The organism is Streptomyces sp. NPDC085937, from assembly GCF_044540535.1.
GTDB lineage: Bacteria > Actinomycetota > Actinomycetes > Streptomycetales > Streptomycetaceae > Streptomyces.
This window is the reverse complement of record NZ_JBITSH010000005.1, coordinates 144344-163670: the sequence shown is the minus strand read 5'-3', so window position 1 is coordinate 163670 and position 19327 is coordinate 144344. Positions and strand designations below refer to the sequence as shown.

General features: G+C 74.6%; 18 protein-coding genes. 9 read left to right on the top strand and 9 right to left on the bottom strand.

Annotated features, from left to right (window positions below):
* Positions 1-35 precede the first annotated feature (35 nt).
* The gene (locus ACIF8S_RS13450; protein ID WP_399999207.1) at positions 36-962 is read right to left on the bottom strand and encodes a DUF3027 domain-containing protein; all 927 of its coding nucleotides are present in this window, start codon (positions 960-962) and stop codon (positions 36-38) included.
* A gap of 342 nt (positions 963-1304) precedes the next feature.
* Between ACIF8S_RS13450 and ACIF8S_RS13445 the strand changes: the two genes are divergently transcribed.
* From ACIF8S_RS13445 to ACIF8S_RS13430, 4 genes are all read left to right on the top strand, one after another.
* Positions 1305-2735 (top strand): MFS transporter, encoded by a 1431-nt coding sequence (locus ACIF8S_RS13445; protein ID WP_349798849.1) that lies wholly within the window; start codon positions 1305-1307, stop codon positions 2733-2735.
* An 82-nt stretch (positions 2736-2817) separates the two neighbouring features.
* The gene (locus ACIF8S_RS13440) at positions 2818-3279 is read left to right on the top strand and encodes a DUF2771 domain-containing protein (protein ID WP_399999456.1); all 462 of its coding nucleotides are present in this window, start codon (positions 2818-2820) and stop codon (positions 3277-3279) included.
* Positions 3280-3302: 23 nt separating this feature from the next.
* Positions 3303-4001, top strand: coding sequence for a futalosine hydrolase (locus ACIF8S_RS13435; RefSeq protein WP_399999205.1), 699 nt, complete (start codon positions 3303-3305; stop codon positions 3999-4001).
* Positions 3988-4845: a 1,4-dihydroxy-6-naphthoate synthase gene (locus ACIF8S_RS13430; protein ID WP_399999203.1), complete on the top strand. Its 858-nt coding sequence runs from the start codon at positions 3988-3990 to the stop codon at positions 4843-4845. Before ACIF8S_RS13435 ends, ACIF8S_RS13430 begins: the two co-directional genes overlap by 14 nt.
* Positions 4846-4867: 22 nt before the next feature.
* Here the strand turns inward: ACIF8S_RS13430 and ACIF8S_RS13425 are convergent, their stop codons facing one another.
* On the bottom strand, positions 4868-5251 hold the full coding sequence (locus ACIF8S_RS13425) for a cold-shock protein (protein ID WP_004929962.1): 384 nt from the start codon (positions 5249-5251) through the stop codon (positions 4868-4870).
* 164 nt (positions 5252-5415) lie between these two features.
* Here ACIF8S_RS13425 and ACIF8S_RS13420 point away from each other — a divergent pair, with 164 nt between their 5' ends.
* Positions 5416-5688: a hypothetical protein gene (locus tag ACIF8S_RS13420; protein WP_024884182.1), complete on the top strand. Its 273-nt coding sequence runs from the start codon at positions 5416-5418 to the stop codon at positions 5686-5688.
* Here ACIF8S_RS13420 and ACIF8S_RS13415 read toward each other — a convergent pair.
* Together ACIF8S_RS13415 and ACIF8S_RS13410 are read right to left on the bottom strand one after the other, a co-directional pair.
* Positions 5670-6302 (bottom strand): HAD family hydrolase, encoded by a 633-nt coding sequence (locus tag ACIF8S_RS13415; protein WP_399999200.1) that lies wholly within the window; start codon positions 6300-6302, stop codon positions 5670-5672. The genes ACIF8S_RS13420 and ACIF8S_RS13415 overlap by 19 nt on opposite strands.
* 526 nt (positions 6303-6828) lie before the next feature.
* Positions 6829-7899, bottom strand: a complete 1071-nt coding sequence (locus tag ACIF8S_RS13410; RefSeq protein WP_399999199.1) for a hypothetical protein — start codon at positions 7897-7899, stop codon at positions 6829-6831.
* A gap of 117 nt (positions 7900-8016) precedes the next feature.
* Here ACIF8S_RS13410 and ACIF8S_RS13405 point away from each other — a divergent pair, with 117 nt between their 5' ends.
* Both ACIF8S_RS13405 and ACIF8S_RS13400 read left to right on the top strand, forming a co-directional pair.
* Complete coding sequence (locus ACIF8S_RS13405; RefSeq protein ID WP_399999198.1) at positions 8017-10692, top strand: helicase-associated domain-containing protein; 2676 nt, start codon at positions 8017-8019, stop codon at positions 10690-10692.
* 184 nt (positions 10693-10876) lie between these two features.
* Entirely contained in the window at positions 10877-12520 is a 1644-nt protein-coding gene (locus tag ACIF8S_RS13400; protein WP_349798864.1) for a DNA repair helicase XPB, read from the top strand.
* 19 nt (positions 12521-12539) lie between these two features.
* On the opposite strand, the gene ACIF8S_RS13395 is transcribed toward ACIF8S_RS13400, so the two are convergent.
* The 3 genes from ACIF8S_RS13395 to ACIF8S_RS13385 form a co-directional block, all read right to left on the bottom strand.
* Positions 12540-12908 (bottom strand): hypothetical protein, encoded by a 369-nt coding sequence (locus ACIF8S_RS13395; protein WP_399999197.1) that lies wholly within the window; start codon positions 12906-12908, stop codon positions 12540-12542.
* 223 nt (positions 12909-13131) lie between these two features.
* Positions 13132-13317: a hypothetical protein gene (locus tag ACIF8S_RS13390; RefSeq protein WP_349798868.1), complete on the bottom strand. Its 186-nt coding sequence runs from the start codon at positions 13315-13317 to the stop codon at positions 13132-13134.
* A gap of 198 nt (positions 13318-13515) precedes the next feature.
* On the bottom strand, positions 13516-14409 hold the full coding sequence (locus tag ACIF8S_RS13385; RefSeq protein ID WP_399999195.1) for an aldo/keto reductase family oxidoreductase: 894 nt from the start codon (positions 14407-14409) through the stop codon (positions 13516-13518).
* A gap of 93 nt (positions 14410-14502) precedes the next feature.
* Between ACIF8S_RS13385 and ACIF8S_RS13380 the strand changes: the two genes are divergently transcribed.
* Together ACIF8S_RS13380 and ACIF8S_RS13375 are read left to right on the top strand one after the other, a co-directional pair.
* Entirely contained in the window at positions 14503-15477 is a 975-nt protein-coding gene (locus ACIF8S_RS13380) for a helix-turn-helix domain-containing protein (protein ID WP_399999193.1), read from the top strand.
* A 104-nt stretch (positions 15478-15581) separates the two neighbouring features.
* A complete protein-coding gene (locus ACIF8S_RS13375; protein ID WP_399999191.1) occupies positions 15582-17663 on the top strand; it encodes a HelD family protein in 2082 nt (693 codons plus the stop codon).
* Positions 17664-17852: 189 nt separating this feature from the next.
* On the opposite strand, the gene ACIF8S_RS13370 is transcribed toward ACIF8S_RS13375, so the two are convergent.
* Positions 17853-18542, bottom strand: a complete 690-nt coding sequence (locus ACIF8S_RS13370) for a copper homeostasis protein CutC (protein ID WP_399999189.1) — start codon at positions 18540-18542, stop codon at positions 17853-17855.
* A gap of 93 nt (positions 18543-18635) precedes the next feature.
* The gene (locus ACIF8S_RS13365; protein WP_399999187.1) at positions 18636-19313 is read right to left on the bottom strand and encodes a maleylpyruvate isomerase family mycothiol-dependent enzyme; all 678 of its coding nucleotides are present in this window, start codon (positions 19311-19313) and stop codon (positions 18636-18638) included.
* Between the last annotated feature and the right edge of the window lie 14 nt (positions 19314-19327).

Sequence of the window (19327 nt, the reverse complement as noted above, 5' to 3'; positions counted from 1 at the left end):
CGACGTCGGTGAGCGGCGTCACCACCCGTCGCCCGCTACGAGTGCCCCAGTTCCGCCGACGACGCGTCCTCCGTGGCCGGGACCGAGCCGGAGTCCGGGGACGGGCGGAGGGGGAAGGGGTCGACGCGGGTCTCGTCGATGACCGGCGGGGCCGGCTGCGGGGGCTTCGGCATGACCGCGGCCTCCGAGTGGCCGCCGCAGCCGTAGGCCAGGGAGACCACGCGGCCGTCGGCCGGGGAGAACTCGTTGGCGCAGACGCCGAACGCCTGGCCCAGCGAGCCGCCGATCGGGGCGAGGAAGCCGCACGAGTCGCAGGAGGCGGGGGCCGCCTGCGCCATCGGGGTCTTGGCGCCGAACGCCTCCTCCCAGCGGTCGGCGGCGGCGTGCAGGCCGTAGCGGGACAGGACCCGGGCGCGGCGCATGCCCAGTTCCTCGGCGAGCGCCGCGATCGAGCCGCGGGACGGGGCGACGGCCTGCTCGGCCGGGGTGCCCCCGGTGACCTCCGCGTCCTCGGCCTCCGCCAGGTCCGCGAGGTCGCCGGTCAGCGCCGAGTTCGGCGGCGGCTCGTCCTCGCCGGTGTAGCCCGGCTCCAGCCGCAGGTCGTCCGCGTCGGTGGGCAGCAGGTCGCCCGGTCCCATGTCGCCGGGGCGCAGCCGCTCGCTCCACGGCACCCACTCGGGCGCGAGGACCGCGTCGGGCCCGGGCAGCAGCACGGCCTCGTCGACCGTGACGATCTTGGCGCGGGAGGCGCGGGCGACGGTGACGGCCCACCGCCAGCCGCGGTAGCCGAGCTCACGGCACCCGAAGAAGTGCGTGACGACGCGGTCGCCCTCGGAGACCAGCCCCTCGTGCTCCCCCACGACCCCGGGCGCGGCGGCCTCCTCGGCTGCGGCGCGGGCGAGGTCGACGGCCTCGGCGCACAGACGGTCGGGGGTGCGGCTTCGCGTTGTCGCTGCGCTCACAGGTATCGCTTCTCTCCTACGCCGTCTCACGAGTGCGCCACTCCCAGCGCGGGGGGCGGACGGAGCGGACCGGGGGACCGCGTCGACGTCCGCGCCGCAACGTGCTCGGGCGCGCCACCATCCATTCTGCGGGATGGCTGAGATAGGCACGCTACCTGCTCGCGTGCGCTGGGCCTACACCGACGGTTGTTACGGAACGGCGCGCGCCGGTCAATCCGGGCGGCGGGGGGCGTCCCGGGCGGCCTCCGCGCGCACCGGCGCGTTCGGCCGTACAGCGGCACGGCGGGCCACGTCCCCGGTGTTACTGCACTACGCACCGCCATCTCGGGGCACTATGACGTCGTGGCCACCGCGAGGACACCCCAGGGCGCCACCGGAACCGGTGGGCCCGAGAAGGGCAAGGGACGCGGCCGCCGCCTCGGTTCGGGCCGGGCGGGCGGCCGTCTCCGCGCGTTCGGCAGGGCGCTGCGGTTCCCGGTGACCAGAACCGCTCGCGGCATCCGCAAGGTGACCCACGCGCACGGCGCCGGCGAGTCGGGCCTCGGCAAGCTGATCGAACTGCACGGGGTGAACGGCGCGGGCGACGTGATGATCACCGTGGCGCTGGCGTCCACCGTGTTCTTCTCGGTCCCGACCGACGAGGCGCGCGGGCGCGTCGCCCTGTACCTGGCGATCACGATGGCGCCGTTCACGCTCCTCGCCCCCGTCGTCGGCCCGCTCCTCGACAAACTGCCGCACGGCCGCCGGGCGGCCATGGCGGGCGCGATGCTGGCCCGGGCGCTGCTCGCGCTGGTGCTGTCCGGTGCCGTGGTCAGCGGCGGTCTCGAGCTGTACCCGGCCGCGCTGGGCGTGCTGGTGGCCTCCAAGGCGTACGGGGTGGTCAGAAGCGCGGTCGTGCCCAGGCTGCTGCCCCCCGCCTTCTCCCTGGTGAAAGCGAACTCCCGGGTCACCCTGGGCGGGCTGCTGGCGACCGGGATCGCCGCCCCGATCGGCGCGGGGCTGCAGCAGGTCGGGCCCCGCTGGCCGCTGTACGGGGCGTTCGTGCTGTTCGTGACGGGGATGCTGCTGTCGTTCCGGCTGCCGCCGAAGGTGGACTCCGCCAAGGGCGAGAGCGTGGCGCTGCTGGCCGCCGACGACCAGCATCTGCACGGCCCGCACCGCAAGACGGAGAAACCGGGGCTGCGCACGGTCGGCCCGGCCGTCACCCACGCGCTGGCCGCCAACGCCTCGATCCGCTGCCTCACCGGCTTTCTGATCTTCTTCCTGGCGTTCCTGCTGCGCGAACACCCGATGACCGGTCAGAGCGCGGCGGTGTCGCTGGGCATCGTGGGCGTGGCGGCCGGCGCCGGCAACGCGCTGGGCACGGCGGTCGGGGCCGGGCTGCGGTCCCGCGCGCCGGAGATCATCATCGTGACGGTGGTGGCGGTGGTGCTGGGCGCGGCGATCACGGCGGCGGTGTTCTTCGGCGCGGTGCTGGTGGCGTGTCTCGCGGCGGTCGCCGGGTTCGCGCAGGCGCTGGCCAAGCTGTCGCTGGACGCGCTCATCCAGCGGGACGTGCCCGAACAGGTGCGGACGTCCGCCTTCGCCCGGTCGGAGACACTGCTCCAGATGGCGTGGGTGCTGGGCGGCGCGGTCGGCATCGCGATGCCGCTGATCGGCGGTCTGGGGCTGGCGGTGGGCGCGGCGATCGTCGCCACGGGCTGGCTGACCACCGTCCGCGGGCTGCTCCGTTCGGCGCGGCAGGGCCACGCCGGGCGGCCGCGTGTGGCGTAACCAGGGGCCACGCCGTACCCCACGTGGCGGGCGGGGCACACCTGCCCGATAGCCTTCGGCCATGACCACGTTGCAATCCGCTGTGCGACGCCGCCGCGCCGTCGCCGCCGCCGGCGCCGTATCCGCCGGACTGCTCGTCCTGGCCGCCTGCGACAAGCCGACGCCGATCTCCACCGTCACGGTGGGCAGCGACTCGGTGAGTTCCGAGGCGACCTGTGGTGGCGAGGGCAAGGCCCTGACCACCGAGACCCTGAACAAGTGCCTCCAGGACAAGGGCATCGACGAGATCAAGGTCGACCCCACGAAGACCGTCCGCTTCGGCGTCGACCCGGAGATCGCCAAGCACGGCTGGACGATCCTGCTGAACGGCCAGCCGCTCGTCGACCCCGTGAAGAAGAAGACTTACCAGTCCATCCCGGGCAGCGTGTTCTTCAACGCCCAGTACGGCGCCCAGGGCGACTCGACCCTGGTGTCGATCAAGGAGGGTGGCGAGAACGAGGCCACCGGTCTGTGGTCCTTCCGGCTGAAGAAGGACGAGGACTGATCACGTCTGTCGTACGCGTTCTCGTGGCCACCGCTGTCCCCGTCGAGCGGGACGCGGTGGCCGAGGCGTTCCCGGGGCCGGTGCGGGAGGCCGGTCTGCCCGGCGCGGTCCTGCACCGGACCGACGGCGGGCCCGACGTGCTCGCCGCCGGGGTCGGTCCGGCGCTCGCCGCCGCCTCCACGGCCACCGCGCTGACCGCCGCCGCCCTCGACGGCCGGCCCTACGGCCTCGTCGTCTCCGCGGGGATCGCCGGCGGCTTCGCGCCGCACGCGCCCCTCGGGTCCCTCGTCGTCGCCGACGAGATCACCGCGGGCGATCTGGGTGCCGAGACGGCCGACGGCTTCCTGCCGGTCACCGACCTCGGCTTCGGCACCGTCACCCACCGCCCGCCCGAGACCCTGGTCCGGGCCGCCGCCGCCGCGTCCGGCGCGCGCACCGGGACGGTGCTCACCGTGTCGACGGTGACCGGCACCGCCGCCCGCGCCGACGCGCTGCGCGCCCGCCATCCGCGTGCGCTCGCCGAGGCCATGGAGGGCTTCGGTGTCGCCGAGGCCGCCGCGGCGCACGGCGTGCCCGTGCTCGAGGTGCGGGCGGTGTCGAACCCCGTCGGCCCGCGCGACCGCGCCGCCTGGCGCATCGGCGACGCCCTGGCCGCCCTCACCGCGGGCTTCGGGAAGCTCGCGCCCGTATTGGAGAGTTGGAACCGGCATGACCACCGTTGAGCAGCAGCAGCTGCGGATCGCCTACTCGCCCTGCCCGAACGACACCTTCGTCTTCGACGCCCTCGCCCACGGCCGCGTCCCCGGCGCGCCCGCCCTCGACGTCACGTTCGCCGACATCGACATCACCAACGGCATGGCCGAGCGCGGCGAACTGGACGTGCTGAAGGTGTCGTACGCGGTGCTGCCGTACGTCCTCGACGAGTACGCGCTGCTGCCCTGCGGGGGCGCGCTGGGCCGGGGGTGCGGGCCGCTGGTGCTGACCCGCGAGGCCGGCGTGGACCTGACCGGGCGGACGGTCGCGGTGCCGAGCGAGAAGTCCACGGCGTACCTGCTGTTCCGGCTGTGGGCGGCGGACGTGGTGCCCGGCGGCGTCGGGGAAATCGTGGTGATGCCGTTCCACGAGATCATGCCGGCCGTGCGGGACGGGAAGGTCGACGCGGGCCTCGTCATCCACGAGGCGCGCTTCACGTACCAGAACTACGGGCTGCACAAGCTCGCGGACATGGGCGAGCACTGGGAGAACACCACGGGGCTGCCGATTCCGCTGGGCGCGATCCTCGCCCGGCGCTCGCTCGGTGCCCAGACGCTGACCTGGCTCGCGGACGCGATCCGCACGTCCGTGCGGACGGCCTGGGACGACCCGGAGGCCTCGCGGCCGTACGTCATGGAGCACGCCCAGGAGATGGACCCGGCCGTCGCCGACCAGCACATCGGGCTGTACGTCAACGAGTTCACCGCCGACCTCGGCGAGGACGGCTACGCGGCCGTACGCGGGCTGCTCACGCGCGCGGCGGCCGAGGGGCTGGTACCACCCCTCGGCCCGGACGCCCTGCGCTTTCCCTGACGCGGGGCTGCCTGACGGGGGTCTAGACGTCGAGCTGGTCGGCGACCGCGCGGAGCAGTCCGGCGATCTTCTTGCCGGCCGCGCGCTCGGGGTAGCGGCCCCGCTCCAGCGACGGAGTGATGTTCTCCAGCAGGGTCGTGAGGTCCTGCACGATGGACGCCAGTTCGTCGGGCTTCTTGCGCTGGGCGGCCGCGACCGACGGGGTCGGGTCCAGGATGGTCAGGGAGAGGGCCTGGTCGCCGCGCTGCCCGGCGACCACGCCGAACTCCACGCGCTGCCCCGGCTTCAGGGCCTCGACTCCGGCGGGGAGGACCGAGGAATGCACGAAGACGTCACCGCCGTCGTCACGGGAGAGAAAGCCGAAGCCCTTCTCACTGTTGAACCACTTGACCTTGCCGGTAGGCACGTCTGTCCTCGTCCTCGTACTCGTCGGGAAAACTGCATCGGAAAACGGCTCTTGATAGCACTCGGGCGGGCCCGATGACCCGCCGGTACCAAGGCTAATGGTCTTCAGGCCGGTGACAAGACGTCACCGGGTTGTTCCTTCGCGCAGGGAACTACCCTGGTCCGGTGCGTGACAAAACCCAAGCGAATTCCGCTGCGCCCGGTGACGGCCTGGTCCGTGCCGGCGCCATCGTCTTCTTCGTCGGCGCCGTGGCCACTCTGGTCACGGTGGCCCCGCTGTTCCTCGGCACGACGCCCTTTCCGACGTACATGTTCGGATTGAGCATGCTCATGGGCGTCGGATTCCTCATCGCCGGGGCCGGCGTGCTGCGTTCCGCCGCCGCGGGGCGGCGCCGGGCGCGGGCGAGTGCCGTTTCCGGTCAGTTGTCCGAGCAGTAGTCCGAAAACCAGCGGGGGAATTCCGTCAGGTCACCGAGAACGGTGTCCGCGCCGGCCTCCCGCAGTTCGGCGGGGTCGCACGGGCCGGTGGCGACGGCGACCGACAGCGCGCCCGCGGTGCGCGCGCCGCGCACGTCGCCCGTGTGGTCGCCGACGTACACGGACGCGCCGTGCTCGCGCAGCGCCAGCGCCTTCTGCTCGGCCCACAGGTCGCCGATCACGGCGTCCGGCTCGATGCCGAGGTGCGTGAGGTGCAGCTTGGCGTTGGGCTCGTACTTCGCAGTGACCACGATCGCCCGACCGCCCCGCGCCCGCACGGCGGCCATCGCCTCCCGGGCGCCGGGCATCGCGAGCGTGGGCGTGATCGCGTACTCCGGGTACATCGCCCGGTACAGGTCGGCGACCTCCTCGACCCGCTCGGCCGGGAACCAGTTCACCAGCTCCTCCACCAGCGGTGGTCCGAGCCGGCTGACCGCGAGATCGGCGTCGACGTACGTCCCGGTCCGCTCGGCGAGCGCCTGGTAACAGGCCCGGATCCCGGGCCGGGAGTCGATGAGCGTCATATCGAGATCGAACCCGACGGTGGGCGCGGCGGGGATGTTCGTGTTGACCATCCCGCCATTGTCCGCCACCGCCCGCCGGCCCCGGCGCTGGCTTGCGCAGTGGCCGTGACGGCCACGGGGGTGCCGGGAGCCGTCGCACGCCGGGTGCCCGCCGCCACCGGCCGGTCGCGCAGTTCCCCGCGCCCCTAGGGGGCGCTGCCCCACTCCCTGCGGACAACCACTGCCGCCCTTCGCGGGCAGTCGTGCCGCTGGGGCGATGGGGGTCCCCCGCTCGAGCGGAGCCGAGAGTGGGGGAGGGTGGGCGCGACGGCACCCCGCAAGCGCCGGGCTGCGCAGTGGCCCCGACGGGCACCGGGGTGCCGGGAGCCGTCGCACGCCGGGTGACCGCCGCCACCGGCCGGTCGCGCAGTTCCCCGCGCCCCTGAGGGGCGCAGCCCCCACCCTCCGCGGGCAGTCGTGCCGCTCGGGCGATGGGGGTCCCCCCGCTCGAGCGGAGCCGAGAGTGGGGGAGGGTGGGCGCGGCGGCACCCCGTGAGCGCCGGGCTGCGCGAACGCCTCCCGGCGCCGACAACACCCCTCACCGCTCGCGCTGGGACCGCCACAAGAGGAACAGTGCCGAGGTGATCGCCGCCGTGCGGATGACCCAGGGCCAGGTCTCCGTGAGGGCCGTGTTCATCTGGCCCTCGGGGATGGGCTCGCCCCAGCGCCCCACCGTCCGCCCCCAGATCCACACGATCCCGCCGACGAGGGACAGGCCGGGGAGGACCACCACCGCCGCCTTGACCTCCGCGCGGGTGAGGCGGCGGGAGGCGTAGGCGATGAGCCAGCCGAGGATCAGGGCGAACCAGTTGCCCAGCACCGCGCCCACGACCAGGGAGGCGGCGGCGACCAGCAGCAGGGGGTTGCTCCAGCGGCCGGACGGCAGCCGCAGCAGACGGCGGCGCCGGGCCACGGGGACCGCCTCGGCCCCGTCGGCGGCGGCGGCCGGGGCGCCCGGCTCGGCGGGCGCCGCCTCGGCGGGCTTCTCCCGCGCCGACGGCGGCGGCTTGAGCAGCTCGGGGATCTCCACGCCGCCCACAAAGCCCGGCACCTCGTCCCCGGCCCCGAACGGGCTGTTGTCCACCCGCCACCAGTCGGGCTGGGTCGCGCTGTCGCCGAGCTCGTGCGAACCGGCCCGGTGCGGCGGTGACGGCACGTCGGCGGGTGCGGGCGCGGCCGGCGGCGCGGACGGGCGGGGCCGGGGCACGACCCGGCGCAGCACGCCACCGCCCCGGCCCCCACCGCCCCGGCCCCCACCGGACTTCGCGCCACCCGACTTCGCGTCGCCGGACGTGGCACCACCCGCCGTCGCCCCCCGCCCCGGCTCACGCTGCACCGGCACGGCCGCGGACTGCTCCGACGCGCCCGGGACGGCACCGGGGGAATCCTCCGCCGCGGCGACCACCTCGGTCGGCGTGCCCATGCGGGCGATGATGCGGCGGACGGCGGCGGGCGAATCGACCACGGCCTTCGCACGGCGCCGGTCGATCTCGTCGCGCAGCTCCGCGACCAGCCGCATCCGCGCCGCCGACGGCAACTGCCGCTGCTGCGCGACGTCGCCGACGCGGCTCAGATACTCGTAGACGACCTGGTCACTCTCGATACCCACGAAGTCCCCTCCGGGACGGATGCGTCGGGACACCGTCGCCCGACGGTATCGCGACTGCGGCGGGCCGACCCAACTCCCGGCACGCCACGGACGTACCCACCCGCTAACGTGAGGCGGATGAGCACCGAGGAGAACCCCGCGGCGGCCCCCCGATCCCTCGCCGAGGCGCTCCGGGGGCGCGACGACGTCTCCCTGGCCGCGCTCCTGCGCAGCCGGCCGGATCTCATCACGCCCGTGCCCACGGACCTCACCCAGCTCGCCACCCGCGCGGGCACGCGCGCCTCGGTGGTCCGCGCGCTGGAGCGCCTGGACCGGTTCACGCTGCAGACCGCGCAGGCGCTCGCGGTGGCGCCGGACCCGGCGACGTACGACGAGCTGCTCGGGCTGCTGGCCGGCGACGACGGCGACCCGGCGGTGTCGGCCGCGTTGCCGCACTCCCTCGGCGCGCTGCGCGAACAGGCCCTGGTGTGGGGCCCCGACGAGCGGCTGCGGCTGGTCCGCACCGCCCGCGAGCTGCTGTCGCCGTCCCCGCAGCACCCGTCGCCCACCGGCCTGGGCCCCACCGTGCGGGAGGCGACCGCGGGGATGTCGCCGGGCCGGATCCAGGAGATCGTGGCGACGGCCGGGTTGCCGTCGACGCACGACCCGGTCTCCGCCGTGGCCGCGCTGACCGGCCTCTTCGACGACCCTCAGCGGATGTCCGCGCTGCTCGACCAGGCGCCGAGCGAGTCGGTGGAGGTGCTGGAGCGGCTGGTGTGGGGGCCCCCGTACGGGCAGGTCACCGCCGAGCCGGCGGCCCGACTGCGCTGGCTGCTCGACCGGGGGCTGCTGCTGCCGACGGCGCCCGGCACGGTGGTGCTGCCGCGCGAGGTGGCGCTGCGGCTGCGCGCCGGGCGGGCGCACCGCATGACGGAACCGGTGCCGCCGCCCGTGGAGGCGGCCACCGCGCACCCTCCCCAGGTGGTGGACGCGACGGCCGCCGGACAGGCGTACACGGCGCTGGCGACGGTCGAGGAACTGCTGAAGGACTGGCACGAGGGAGGCCCGGCGGTGCTGCGGGCCGGCGGGCTGAGCGTGCGGGACCTCAAGCGGACCGCCGTGGCCCTGGACGTGACCGAGCCGGTGGCCGCCTTCTGGGTCGAACTGGCCTACGCGGCCGGGCTGCTGGCGTCCGACGGGGAGGCCGACGAGCGGTACGCGGCGACCCCGGCGTACGACGAGTGGCTGGAGCGGCCCGCCGGGGAGCGGTGGGCGCGGCTGGCCACGGCGTGGCTCGCGGCGACCCGTACTCCGGGCCTGGTCGGGGAGCGGGACGCCAAGGACCGCACGCTGTCCGCGCTGGGCCCGGGCCTGGACCGCTCGGCCGCCCCGGAGGTACGGCACCGGGTGCTGACCCTGCTGGCGGCGCTCCCGGAGGGGGCCGCGCCCGCCGCCGAGTCGGTGCTGGCCCGCCTGCGCTGGGAGCGGCCCCCGCGGGTGGTGCGCACCGGCGGCGCGGTTCCCGCGGGCGTCCGCAGGGCGCAGGGGCAGCCCGCCGAGGGGGCACGGGGCACGGCGGTCCGCGCGGGCACGGGCGGTCACGACGCGCCGGGGTATCCGGGCGACGGCGGGCGCGGCACCGGCGGGGACGGCGACGACCTGCGGTCGCGGCTGGCCCGCTGGACGCTCGCCGAGGCCGAGATGCTGGGCGTCACCGGGCGCGGCGCCCTCGCCGCCCACGGACGCGCGCTGATCGGCGCGCCCGCGCCCCGCCGTCCGAAGGCGGAGCCCACGGGTCCGGGCGACAAGCTGCCCGTGCACCACCGGCCGGCCCCGCCGCCGCCCGCCCTCTCCCCCGCCGAGCAGGCCGGCGCCGCCGCGGCCGCCGCCCGGCTGCTGGAGCCCCTGCTGCCCGAGCCGCTGGACCATGTGCTGCTCCAGGCCGACCTGACGGCGGTCGCGCCGGGCCCGCTGGAGCGGCCGCTCGCCGACATGCTGGGGGTCCTCGCGGACGTGGAGTCGAAGGGTGGCGCGACCGTCTACCGGTTCACGCCCGGCTCGGTGCGGCGTGCCCTGGACGCCGGGCAGTCGGCCGCCGAGCTGCACGCCTTCCTCGCCGCGCGGTCCCGCACCCCGGTGCCGCAGCCGCTTGCCTACCTGATCGACGACGTGGCCCGCCGGCACGGTCATCTGCGGGTGGGCGCCGCCTCGGCGTACGTGCGCTGCGACGACGACGCGGTGCTCAACGAGATCATGGCCGACAAGCGGGCCGCCGGGCTGGGCCTGCGCCGGCTCGCCCCGACCGTGCTGGCCGCGCGGACCGACCCGGCGGGGCTGCTGGAGGGGCTGCGCGCGATGGGTTTCGCGCCGGCCGCCGAGTCCGCCGAGGGCGACGTGCTGATCGCCCGCGCCGACGCCCACCGCACGCCGCCGCGCACTCCCCCGGAGCCGGTGCCGGACGGGCCGCCCGTCCCGGACGACACGTTGCTCGCTGCCGCGATCCGGGCGGTTCGGGCGGGTGATCTCGCCGCCACGGCGCCGCGGAAGCCGGTCGGCGGGGATGCGGGGGGCGTGGGCCCGGGCGAGTTGCCGCGTACGTCGGCGGCGGACACGTTGGCGACGCTACAGGCTGCGGTTCTGACCAACGACACGTTGTGGATCGGGTACGTGAACGCGGAGGGGGCCGCCAGTCAGCGGGTCATCGCCCCGATCCGGGTCGAGGGCGGGTTCGTCACTGCGTATGACCACACGGCCGACGAGGTGCGGACGTATCCCCTCCACCGGATCACGGGTGTCGCGGAACTGGCGGAGTGATACGGCGGGCGGGTACGTGCGGGTACGTCGTGGCTGGTCGCGCCCACGCGGCGGCAGCCGCACATCGATACAGCCCCGCGCCCCTGAGGGGCGCTTCGGGGGACGGTGTGGAATGCGATCAGGCAAACTGGACGTTTGGCCGTGCAGTGCCCGTGCCGAGCCCGTCGCAGAAAGGCAGCCGCGCGTGAATGGTCCGCTCATCGTCCAGTCCGACAAAACCCTGCTCCTCGAGGTCGACCACGAGCAGGCCGACGACTGCCGTCGCGTCATCGCGCCGTTCGCCGAACTGGAACGGGCCCCCGAACACATCCACACCTACCGCGTGACCCCACTCGGCCTGTGGAACGCGCGCGCCGCAGGCCACGACGCCGAGCAGGTCGTCGACGCGCTGGTGCAGTACAGCCGCTACCCGGTGCCGCACGCGCTGCTCGTCGACATCGCCGAGACCATGGACCGCTACGGCCGGCTCAGCCTGGTCAAGCACCCCGCACACGGACTCGTCCTCACCACCACCGACCGCCCGGTGCTGGAGGAGGTGCTGCGCTCCAAGCGCGTCGCCCCGCTCGTCGGCGCCCGGATCGACCCGGACACGGTCCAGGTGCACCCCTCCGAGCGCGGGCAGATCAAGCAGACCCTGCTGAAGCTGGGCTGGCCGGCCGAGGACCTCGCCGGGTACGTGGACGGCGAGGCGCACCCGATCGAGCTGGCCGAGGACGGCTGGGCGCTGCGCCCGTACCAGAAGCAGGCCGTGGAGAACTTCTGGCACGGCGGCTCCGGCGTGGTCGTCCTGCCCTGCGGCGCCGGCAAGACGCTGGTCGGCGCGGGCGCGATGGCGCAGGCGAAGTCGACCACGCTGATCCTCGTCACCAACACCGTCTCGGCCCGGCAGTGGAAGCACGAGCTGGTGAAGCGGACGTCGCTCACCGAGGACGAGATCGGCGAGTACAGCGGCACGAAGAAGGAGATCCGCCCCGTCACCATCGCCACCTACCAGGTGCTGACGACGAAGCGGAAGGGCATCTACCCCCACCTGGAACTGTTCGACTCCCGGGACTGGGGCCTGATCGTCTACGACGAGGTGCACCTGCTGCCCGCGCCCGTCTTCAAGTTCACCGCCGACCTCCAGGCCCGGCGCCGGCTCGGCCTGACGGCCACCCTGGTCCGTGAGGACGGCCGTGAGTCGGACGTCTTCTCGCTGATCGGCCCCAAGCGTTTCGACGCGCCGTGGAAGGAGATCGAGGCGCAGGGTTACATCGCCCCGGCCGACTGCGTCGAGGTCCGGGTGAACCTCACCGACTCCGAGCGGCTGGCGTACGCGACGGCCGAGCAGGAGGAGAAGTACCGCTTCTGCTCGACGACCGCCACCAAGCAGAAGGTGACGGAGGCGATCGTCCGCCGGTTCGCCGGGCAGCAGATCCTGGTCATCGGGCAGTACATCGACCAGCTCGACGAGCTGGGCGAGCACCTGGACGCGCCGGTCATCAAGGGCGAGACGTCCAACGCCCAGCGGGAGAAGCTGTTCGAGGCGTTCCGGCAGGGCGAGCTGAGCGTGCTGGTGGTGTCGAAGGTCGCGAACTTCTCGATCGACCTGCCGGAGGCGACGGTCGCCATCCAGGTGTCCGGCACCTTCGGCTCCCGCCAGGAGGAGGCACAGCGGCTCGGCCGGGTGCTGCGGCCGAAGGCGGACGGGCACCAGGCGCACTTCTACTCCGTGGTCGCCCGCGACACCATCGACCAGGACTTCGCGGCGCACCGCCAGCGGTTCCTGGCCGAGCAGGGGTACGCCTACCGGATCATGGACGCGGACGAGCTCCTCGCGGAGAGCTGAGGGTCTGCCGGGGGTCACGTCACCCCTCGGGCAGGTTGAACACCAGCGCGATCACGGCCAGCCAGGGCAGCAGCGACAGCCCGGCCAGCCAGACGCGCGGCACCGCCCAGCGCCGCGTGCGGGGCAGCAGCCACGCGGCGACGCAGGCGGCCACCCCGAGCAGCCCGCCGAGGAACAGGGTGCCGTACACCACGTCCAGGGCGGTCGTCAGCGCCGCCGAGCAGTCGTCGGGGCCGCAGCTGTCCGTCGCCATGACGGACAGCGCCCCGAACAGCAGGGCGAGCGGGGCGAGCATCACACCGAGCGCGGTGGCGACCGCCGGCGCCACGGACGCGCGGGGGTCCCGCTCGTCCCCGTACCGCCGGTCCGGCGAGCTGTCGCTGTTCATACGGCCAGTGAAGCGGCCCCGGTGCGGCGGCCGCACCGGGGCCGCTACTCAACTGGGCGCGTGTACACGTACTCACCTCGGGCGGCGGGCGGGACGAAGGCGCGTGACCGCTCGTGCAGCCGGCGGACGGCGCGGAGGCGCGCGTGGCCGGCACCGAAGCGGACGGCGCGGGCGGCGTAGGAAGGCGGGAGTAGGGGCGGGCGGGGGACGGAGGCGAGGGTGTCTACCGGCGGCGGACGCCCGCCTCCTGGCCGTACTCGCCGAGAAGGATCACGTCGAAGGCCGCACCGAGGAACACCTTCACGGCGCGCAGGGCGTCACCGACGCGGTGCGGGTGACTGCCCTCGACCGGGGTGGCGCCCCTCGGGCGGACCGGCGGACTGGTGGGGTGGACGGTGGCTGCGCTCATGTGTCCATGGTTGCTCGCGGGCCCCCGTACCGGCATCGGCCCAGGGGACCGATCCTCCGGGCCGCCGCGTACACCTGCGGAACGAGCCGTCCCTCTCAGGCAGGACGGGGTCACCCCTAGGGGTGTTTCCCTCGGGCCCGGGGGTGTTCCCCCCGGACCCAGAGGTTGCTCCCCGCCCTCGGGGGCCCGGGGGCGGGTTCAGCGGCCGATCGTGTCGAGGGCGGCCAGGTCCTCCTCGGTCAGGTCCAGGCTCGCACCGGCGATGTTCTCCCGCAGGTGCGCCACCGACGAGGTGCCCGGGATCAGCAGGATGTTCGGCGAGCGCCGCAGCAGCCAGGCCAGGGCGACCGCCGTCGGGCGGACCCCGCGCCGCCCGGCCACGGCCGAGAGCGTCGCCGACTGCAGCGGGGTGAACCCGCCGAGCGGGAAGAACGGCACGTAGGCGACGCCCTGTTCGGCGAGCCGGTCGACGAGGTCGTCGTCCTGCCGGTGGGCGAGGTTGTAGAGGTTCTGCACGCAGACGAACGGGGCGATGGTCTCCGCCTCGGCGATCTGCTCGGCGGTCGCGTTGCTCAGACCGAGGTGCCGGATCAGGCCCTGCCGCTGGAGCTCGACGAGGGTCCCGTACGCCGTGGCGAGCGAGCCGGGACGTGGTCCCGTGGCGTCACCGAGCCGCAGGTTCACCAGGTCCAGCGTGTCGACGCCGAGGGTCTCCAGGTTGGCGTCCACGGCCCGGCGCAGGTCGTCGGGCTCGCGGGCCGGGGGCCAGCCGCCGTCGGCGTCGCGGTGCGCGCCGACCTTGGTGACGACGTGCAGCGGGCCGGGGTAGGGGTGCAGGGCCTCACGGATCAGCCGGTTGGTGACGTGCGGGCCGTAGGCGTCGGCGGTGTCGATGTGGGTGATGCCGAGGCGTACGGCCTCGCGCAGTACGGCGAGGGCGCCGTCGTGATCGGCGGGCGGGCCCGTCACGCCCGGCCCCGCGAGCTGCATGGCGCCGTACCCGAAGCGGGTGACGGTCAGGTCGCCCATCGTCCAGGTGCCGCCGGGGAGGGTGGGCGTCGGAGTGCTGTCGGAAGTGGTCGCGGTGGTCATGCCCCCACCGTCCGCCCCGGCCGGCGCCCCGCCCAGTTCCCCGGCGATCCTGGGAGTGACAGGACCAGGGACGGAACGCCCCGCGCGCCTACGATGGAACGCATGTCTGAGGAGAACCGGCTCGGTGACTATCTCCGGGCGCGCCGGGAGCTGGTGACACCGGCCGACATGGGCCTGCCGGTTCACGGGATCCGCCGGGTGCCGGGGCTGCGCCGTGAAGAGGTCGCCCTGCTCGCCGGCATCAGCTCCGACTACTACCTGCGGCTGGAGCAGGGCCGCGACCGCAATCCCTCGGCGCAGGTCCTCGACGCGCTCGCCCGGGTGCTGCTGCTCGACGACACCGCCACGGCGTACCTCCACCAGCTCGCCGCGCCCCGGCCCAAGGCCCGCCGCCGCCCGTCCCGGCGCCCGGCCGTCCCGCCGGCGACGGCGCAGCTGCTGCGGTCGGTCGGGCTGCCGGCGTTCGTGACGGACCGGACCCTCGACGTGATCGCGGTCAACCCGCTCGCGTCCGCGCTGGTGCCGTCCGTGCGGGTGGGCGAGAACCGGCTGCGGTCGTTCTTCCTCGACCCCGCCGAGCGGGACCTGCACGCGGACTGGTCGCACACGGCGGCCCAGTGCGTGGCCGTCTTCCGGCGGCGGCTCGGGTCCGACGTCGACGACCCGCGCGTGGTGCGGCTCGTCGGGGAGCTGTCGCTGGCGAGCGCCGAGTTCCGCGAGGTGTGGGCCCGCCACGACGTGCGGCCGGTCGTCGACAAGCCGATCCGGATGAACCACCCGCAGGTCGGGGAGCTGAGCCTGACCCTGTCCAAACTGGACGTCGACGGCCCGGACGGGCTGATGCTCGCGGCCTACCACGCGGCACCGGGCAGCGAGGACGCCGAGCGGCTGGCACTGCTGGCGTCCCTGACGACGGAGCCGGCACGGCGCGCGTCGGGGCCGGCGCGGCCCGGGGCGCCCGGCGGCGCGGACCGTCGCCCGGGGCACGCGGAACGTCTCCCGGGCCGGGCGGACAGCCGTCCGAAGCACACGGAAAACCGTTTGGACGGCCGTCGCCCCACGATCTAGAATCGCCGCTTCCCCCGCCTCCCCCGATGGAGCGCCGCCGCCCGGACGGAAACCGGCCGGCATCGTCGCAGCCCACCCGCAGCACGTTCCCCGGAGGCACCCTCTTGTCCGCGTCCACGCCCGTAGACGAGCCCTTGGACGGCCCCGCCGGCCCCCCTGCCGACGACCCCCTGGCCCGCGAACGCTCCCACCTCGCCGCGTCCCGCTCCGCCCTGCGCGCCATGCGGGAGGACGTCGAGGCGCTCGACATCCGCGACGTCACGGCCAACTGGGTGAACGCGGCGGTGCTGGAGCAGCAGATCGGGGAGCGGATCAAGGCCCTGGCCGACCTCAGCGACACCCCGCTGTTCTTCGGCCGCCTCGACTACCTGCACGCCCCCGGCGCGGAAGCGGCCGAGGGCGCGGAGGGGGAGCTGTTCTACATCGGGCGCCGCCATGTGCACGACGCGGACGGCGACCCGATGGTGATCGACTGGCGTGCGCCGGTGTCGCAGCCGTTCTACCGGGCATCCAGGAAGGACCCGATGGACGTCGCGCTGCGCCGCCGCTTCGGCTACACCGGCGGCGACCTCACCGCGTACGAGGACGAGCACCTCTCCGACCCCGCCGAGGCGGCCACCACCAGCAAGCTGCTCCAGCGGGAGATCGAGCGTCCGCGCGTCGGCCCGATGCGGGACATCGTCGCGACGATCCAGCCGGAGCAGGACGAGATCGTACGGTCCGGGCTGTCGGGCAGCGTGTGCGTGCAGGGCGGCCCCGGCACCGGGAAGACGGCCGTCGGCCTGCACCGCGTCGCGTACCTGCTGTACGCCCACCGCGAGCGCCTGGCGCGCACCGGCACGCTGGTCGTCGGGCCGAACCGGTCGTTCCTGCACTACATCGAGCAGGTGCTGCCCGCGCTGGGCGAACTCACCGTCGCCCACGCCACGGTGGACGACCTGGTGGCGCACGTCGAGGTGCGCGGGACGGACGACGCGACGGCGGCGGTGGTCAAGGGCGACGCCCGCATGGCGGAGGTGCTGCGCCGGGCGCTGTACTCCCACGTGACCATGCCCGCCGAGCCGGTCGTGGTCGTCCGCGGATCACGCCGCTGGCGGGTTCCGGCGTACGAACTCGAGGAAATCGTGCGGCAGTTGCTGGACCGGGAGATCCGCTACGGCGCCGCCCGTGAGGCGCTGCCGCAGCGGATCGCGCACGCGGTGCTGGTGCAGATGGAGCGGGCGGGCGAGGCGCCGGACGACCGGGTGCAGGACGCGGTGGCGCGCAACGCGGCCGTGAAGGCGGCCGTCAAGGCGGTCTGGCCGGCCGTGGACCCGGCGAAGCTGGTGCTGCGGCTGCTGGGCGACGCGGAGTTCCTGGCGGAGCACGCGGAGGGGCTGCTCGACGAGCGGGAGCAGAAGGCGGTCCTCCGGGCGAAGCCGGCCCGTTCGGTGAAGTCGGCGAAGTGGTCGGCCGCGGACGCGGTGCTGATCGACGAGGCGGCGGACCTGATCCAGCGCACCCCCTCCCTCGGCCATGTCGTCCTCGACGAGGCGCAGGACCTGTCCCCCATGCAGTACCGGGCGGTGGGGCGGCGCTGCACGACCGGTTCGGCGACCGTGCTGGGTGACCTGGCGCAGGGCACCACCCCCTGGGCGACACGCAGCTGGGAGGAGGCGCTGTCCCACCTGGGCAAGCGGGACGCGGTCGTCGAGGAGCTGACGGCCGGTTTCCGTGTCCCGACGGACGTCATCACGTACGCGTCCCGGTTGCTCCCGTACATCGCCCCGGGCCTCACCCCGGTCGCGTCGATCCGCGAGAACCCGGGTTTCTTCGAGGTACGCCCCTCCGAGGGCCCGGACGACGTCGTCGCCGCGTGCCGGGAACTGCTGTCCCGTGAGGGGTCGGTGGGTCTGATCGCGGCGGACCCCCGCGTACCGGAACTGGCCGAGGCCCTCAAGGCTGCGGGTCTGACCCACGTGTCCCCCGGCGAGGAGACGACGGAGGCCACCCGTCTCACCCTGGTCCCCGCGTCCCTGGCGAAGGGCCTGGAGTACGACTACGTCCTCCTCGACGAACCCCAGGCGGTGGTGGACGCCGAACCCGACGAACGCACCGGCCTCCGCCGCCTCTACGTCACCCTGACCCGAGCGGTCTCCGGCCTGACCATCACCCACACGACCCCCCTCCCGGCCCAGCTGGCGTAAGCGACAACGCGACCGGAACACCCCACCCCGAACGGCGGTCCGGCTCCCGCTGCCCGCTTTCCGCGGGCAGTCGTGCCTCCTCCAGTGCCTCAAGGGCCTGGGAGGTACCCCAGCGGGACGGGTGGGCGCGGACGGCGCCCCGCAAACGCCGGGCTGCGGACACCTCCCCCGCCCGGCGTCAGAGGGGCCTCACTCCCCCAGAACCCCCCGCCACCGGGCCACCGCCTCCGCCGAGACCGGGCCGGTCCAGCCGTCCGGGCGGGCCGCGCCGCCGATGTGGAAGGCGTCCACTCCCGCGTCCCGCAGGCCCGGTACGTGGTCCAGGCGGAGGCCGCCGCCCACCAGCAGCTGCTGCCCGTAGCCGGGCTCACCGCACCGGTCCGCCTCCGCGAGGAGGACCGGGAGGCCCGCGTCCACGCCCGCCGCCGAGCCGGCGGTCAGGTACGTGTCCAGGCCGGGGAAGTCCGCGAGCTGCTTGCGCAGGGCGTCCCGGTCGGCCGCGTGGTCGATGGCGCGGTGGAACGTCCACCGGCACCCCTCCAGCTCGCCCGCGACCCGCTCCACCGCCGCCAGGTCCACCTCGCCCTCGGGGTCGAGGAAACCGAGGACGAACTCCTCCGCCCCCGCCTCCCGCATCTCGCACGCCGCCGCGACCAGCCGTTCGTGGGCCCCCGCCGCGAACCCGTCCGCAAGCCGCAGCATGACCCGTACCGGGATGTCCACGGCCGCGCGGATCCCCGCCACCGTCGCCGCCGCCGGCGTCAGCCCGTCCGCCGCCATGTCGGTGACCAGCTCCAGACGGTCCGCACCTCCGGCCTGGGCGGCGACGGCGTCCTCGACGTCGAGGGCGATCACCTCCAGGACTGCACGCTTGCTCATGGGGCCCCATTCGTCGGCTCGGGTCGGCTCCTACAGGTCTAGTCCAATCCAAGCCTACGCCCGGTCCCCGGCCCACGGCCCCCCACCCGCCGGTCAGCCGAAGATGTTCAGCTCCGCCGCCTCGGCCCCGGCGAGCTCGTACGACACCCCGTCCACCGGGCGTCCGGCATACAGCCGTACCAGCGTGGGGGCGTCACCGATGAAGCGCGCCGGGGGCCGCTCCCCGAAGACGTCGCCCAGCCGCAGCGGTTCGTCGGCGTCGTCGAGGTCGGCGTGCAGCGGCAGATGCCCCCGCGCACTGGTGACCTGGGCCAGCAGGGCGAGCGCGAACGGCAGCCCCGCGCCCGCGTACGCGCCCGGCTCCCCGAACGCGACCCGTACGTCCCCGGCGTGCACCCACTCGCCGAGCGCGAGCCCGTCGAGCAGCCCGCCCGCCTCGGCGATGACCGGCCCCGCCTGGGTCATCCCGCGCTCCAGTTCGTCGAGGACCTCCGCGTTGCTCCAGCCGGCCCGCTCGGCGATGTCCCGTTCGTTGCACTCGGGCGAGAACACGTCCTTGTCGTACCGGCTCTCCACCACCCGGGACAGCGCCGCCGAGCAGTGCGCCAGCACGTCCCGGACCGTCCAGCCCGGACACGCCGCCACCGGCAGCGCGAAGTCGCCCTCGTCCCTCCCCCGCAACAGCGGGAGCAGCGCGTCCCGTTCGACGCCCAGCAGCCGTCCCGGCAGTTCGGGGTCCCGTACCTCGTGCACATCCGCAGGAGTCGTCATGCCGTCCACGCTAG

What these genes read in the sequence shown, in the direction of transcription:
- ACIF8S_RS13390 (WP_349798868.1), bottom strand. Translation starts at nt 13,317, where the DNA reads ATGAGCGCAGCCACCGTCCACCCCACCAGTCCGCCGGTCCGCCCGAGG.
- ACIF8S_RS13405 (WP_399999198.1), top strand. Translation starts at nt 8,017, where the DNA reads ATGAGCACCGAGGAGAACCCCGCGGCGGCCCCCCGATCCCTCGCCGAG.
- ACIF8S_RS13380 (WP_399999193.1), top strand. Translation starts at nt 14,503, where the DNA reads ATGGAACGCATGTCTGAGGAGAACCGGCTCGGTGACTATCTCCGGGCG.
- ACIF8S_RS13365 (WP_399999187.1), bottom strand. Translation starts at nt 19,313, where the DNA reads ATGACGACTCCTGCGGATGTGCACGAGGTACGGGACCCCGAACTGCCG.
- ACIF8S_RS13370 (WP_399999189.1), bottom strand. Translation starts at nt 18,542, where the DNA reads ATGAGCAAGCGTGCAGTCCTGGAGGTGATCGCCCTCGACGTCGAGGAC.
- ACIF8S_RS13395 (WP_399999197.1), bottom strand. Translation starts at nt 12,908, where the DNA reads ATGAACAGCGACAGCTCGCCGGACCGGCGGTACGGGGACGAGCGGGAC.
- ACIF8S_RS13415 (WP_399999200.1), bottom strand. Translation starts at nt 6,302, where the DNA reads ATGGTCAACACGAACATCCCCGCCGCGCCCACCGTCGGGTTCGATCTC.
- ACIF8S_RS13430 (WP_399999203.1), top strand. Translation starts at nt 3,988, where the DNA reads ATGACCACCGTTGAGCAGCAGCAGCTGCGGATCGCCTACTCGCCCTGC.
- ACIF8S_RS13385 (WP_399999195.1), bottom strand. Translation starts at nt 14,409, where the DNA reads ATGACCACCGCGACCACTTCCGACAGCACTCCGACGCCCACCCTCCCC.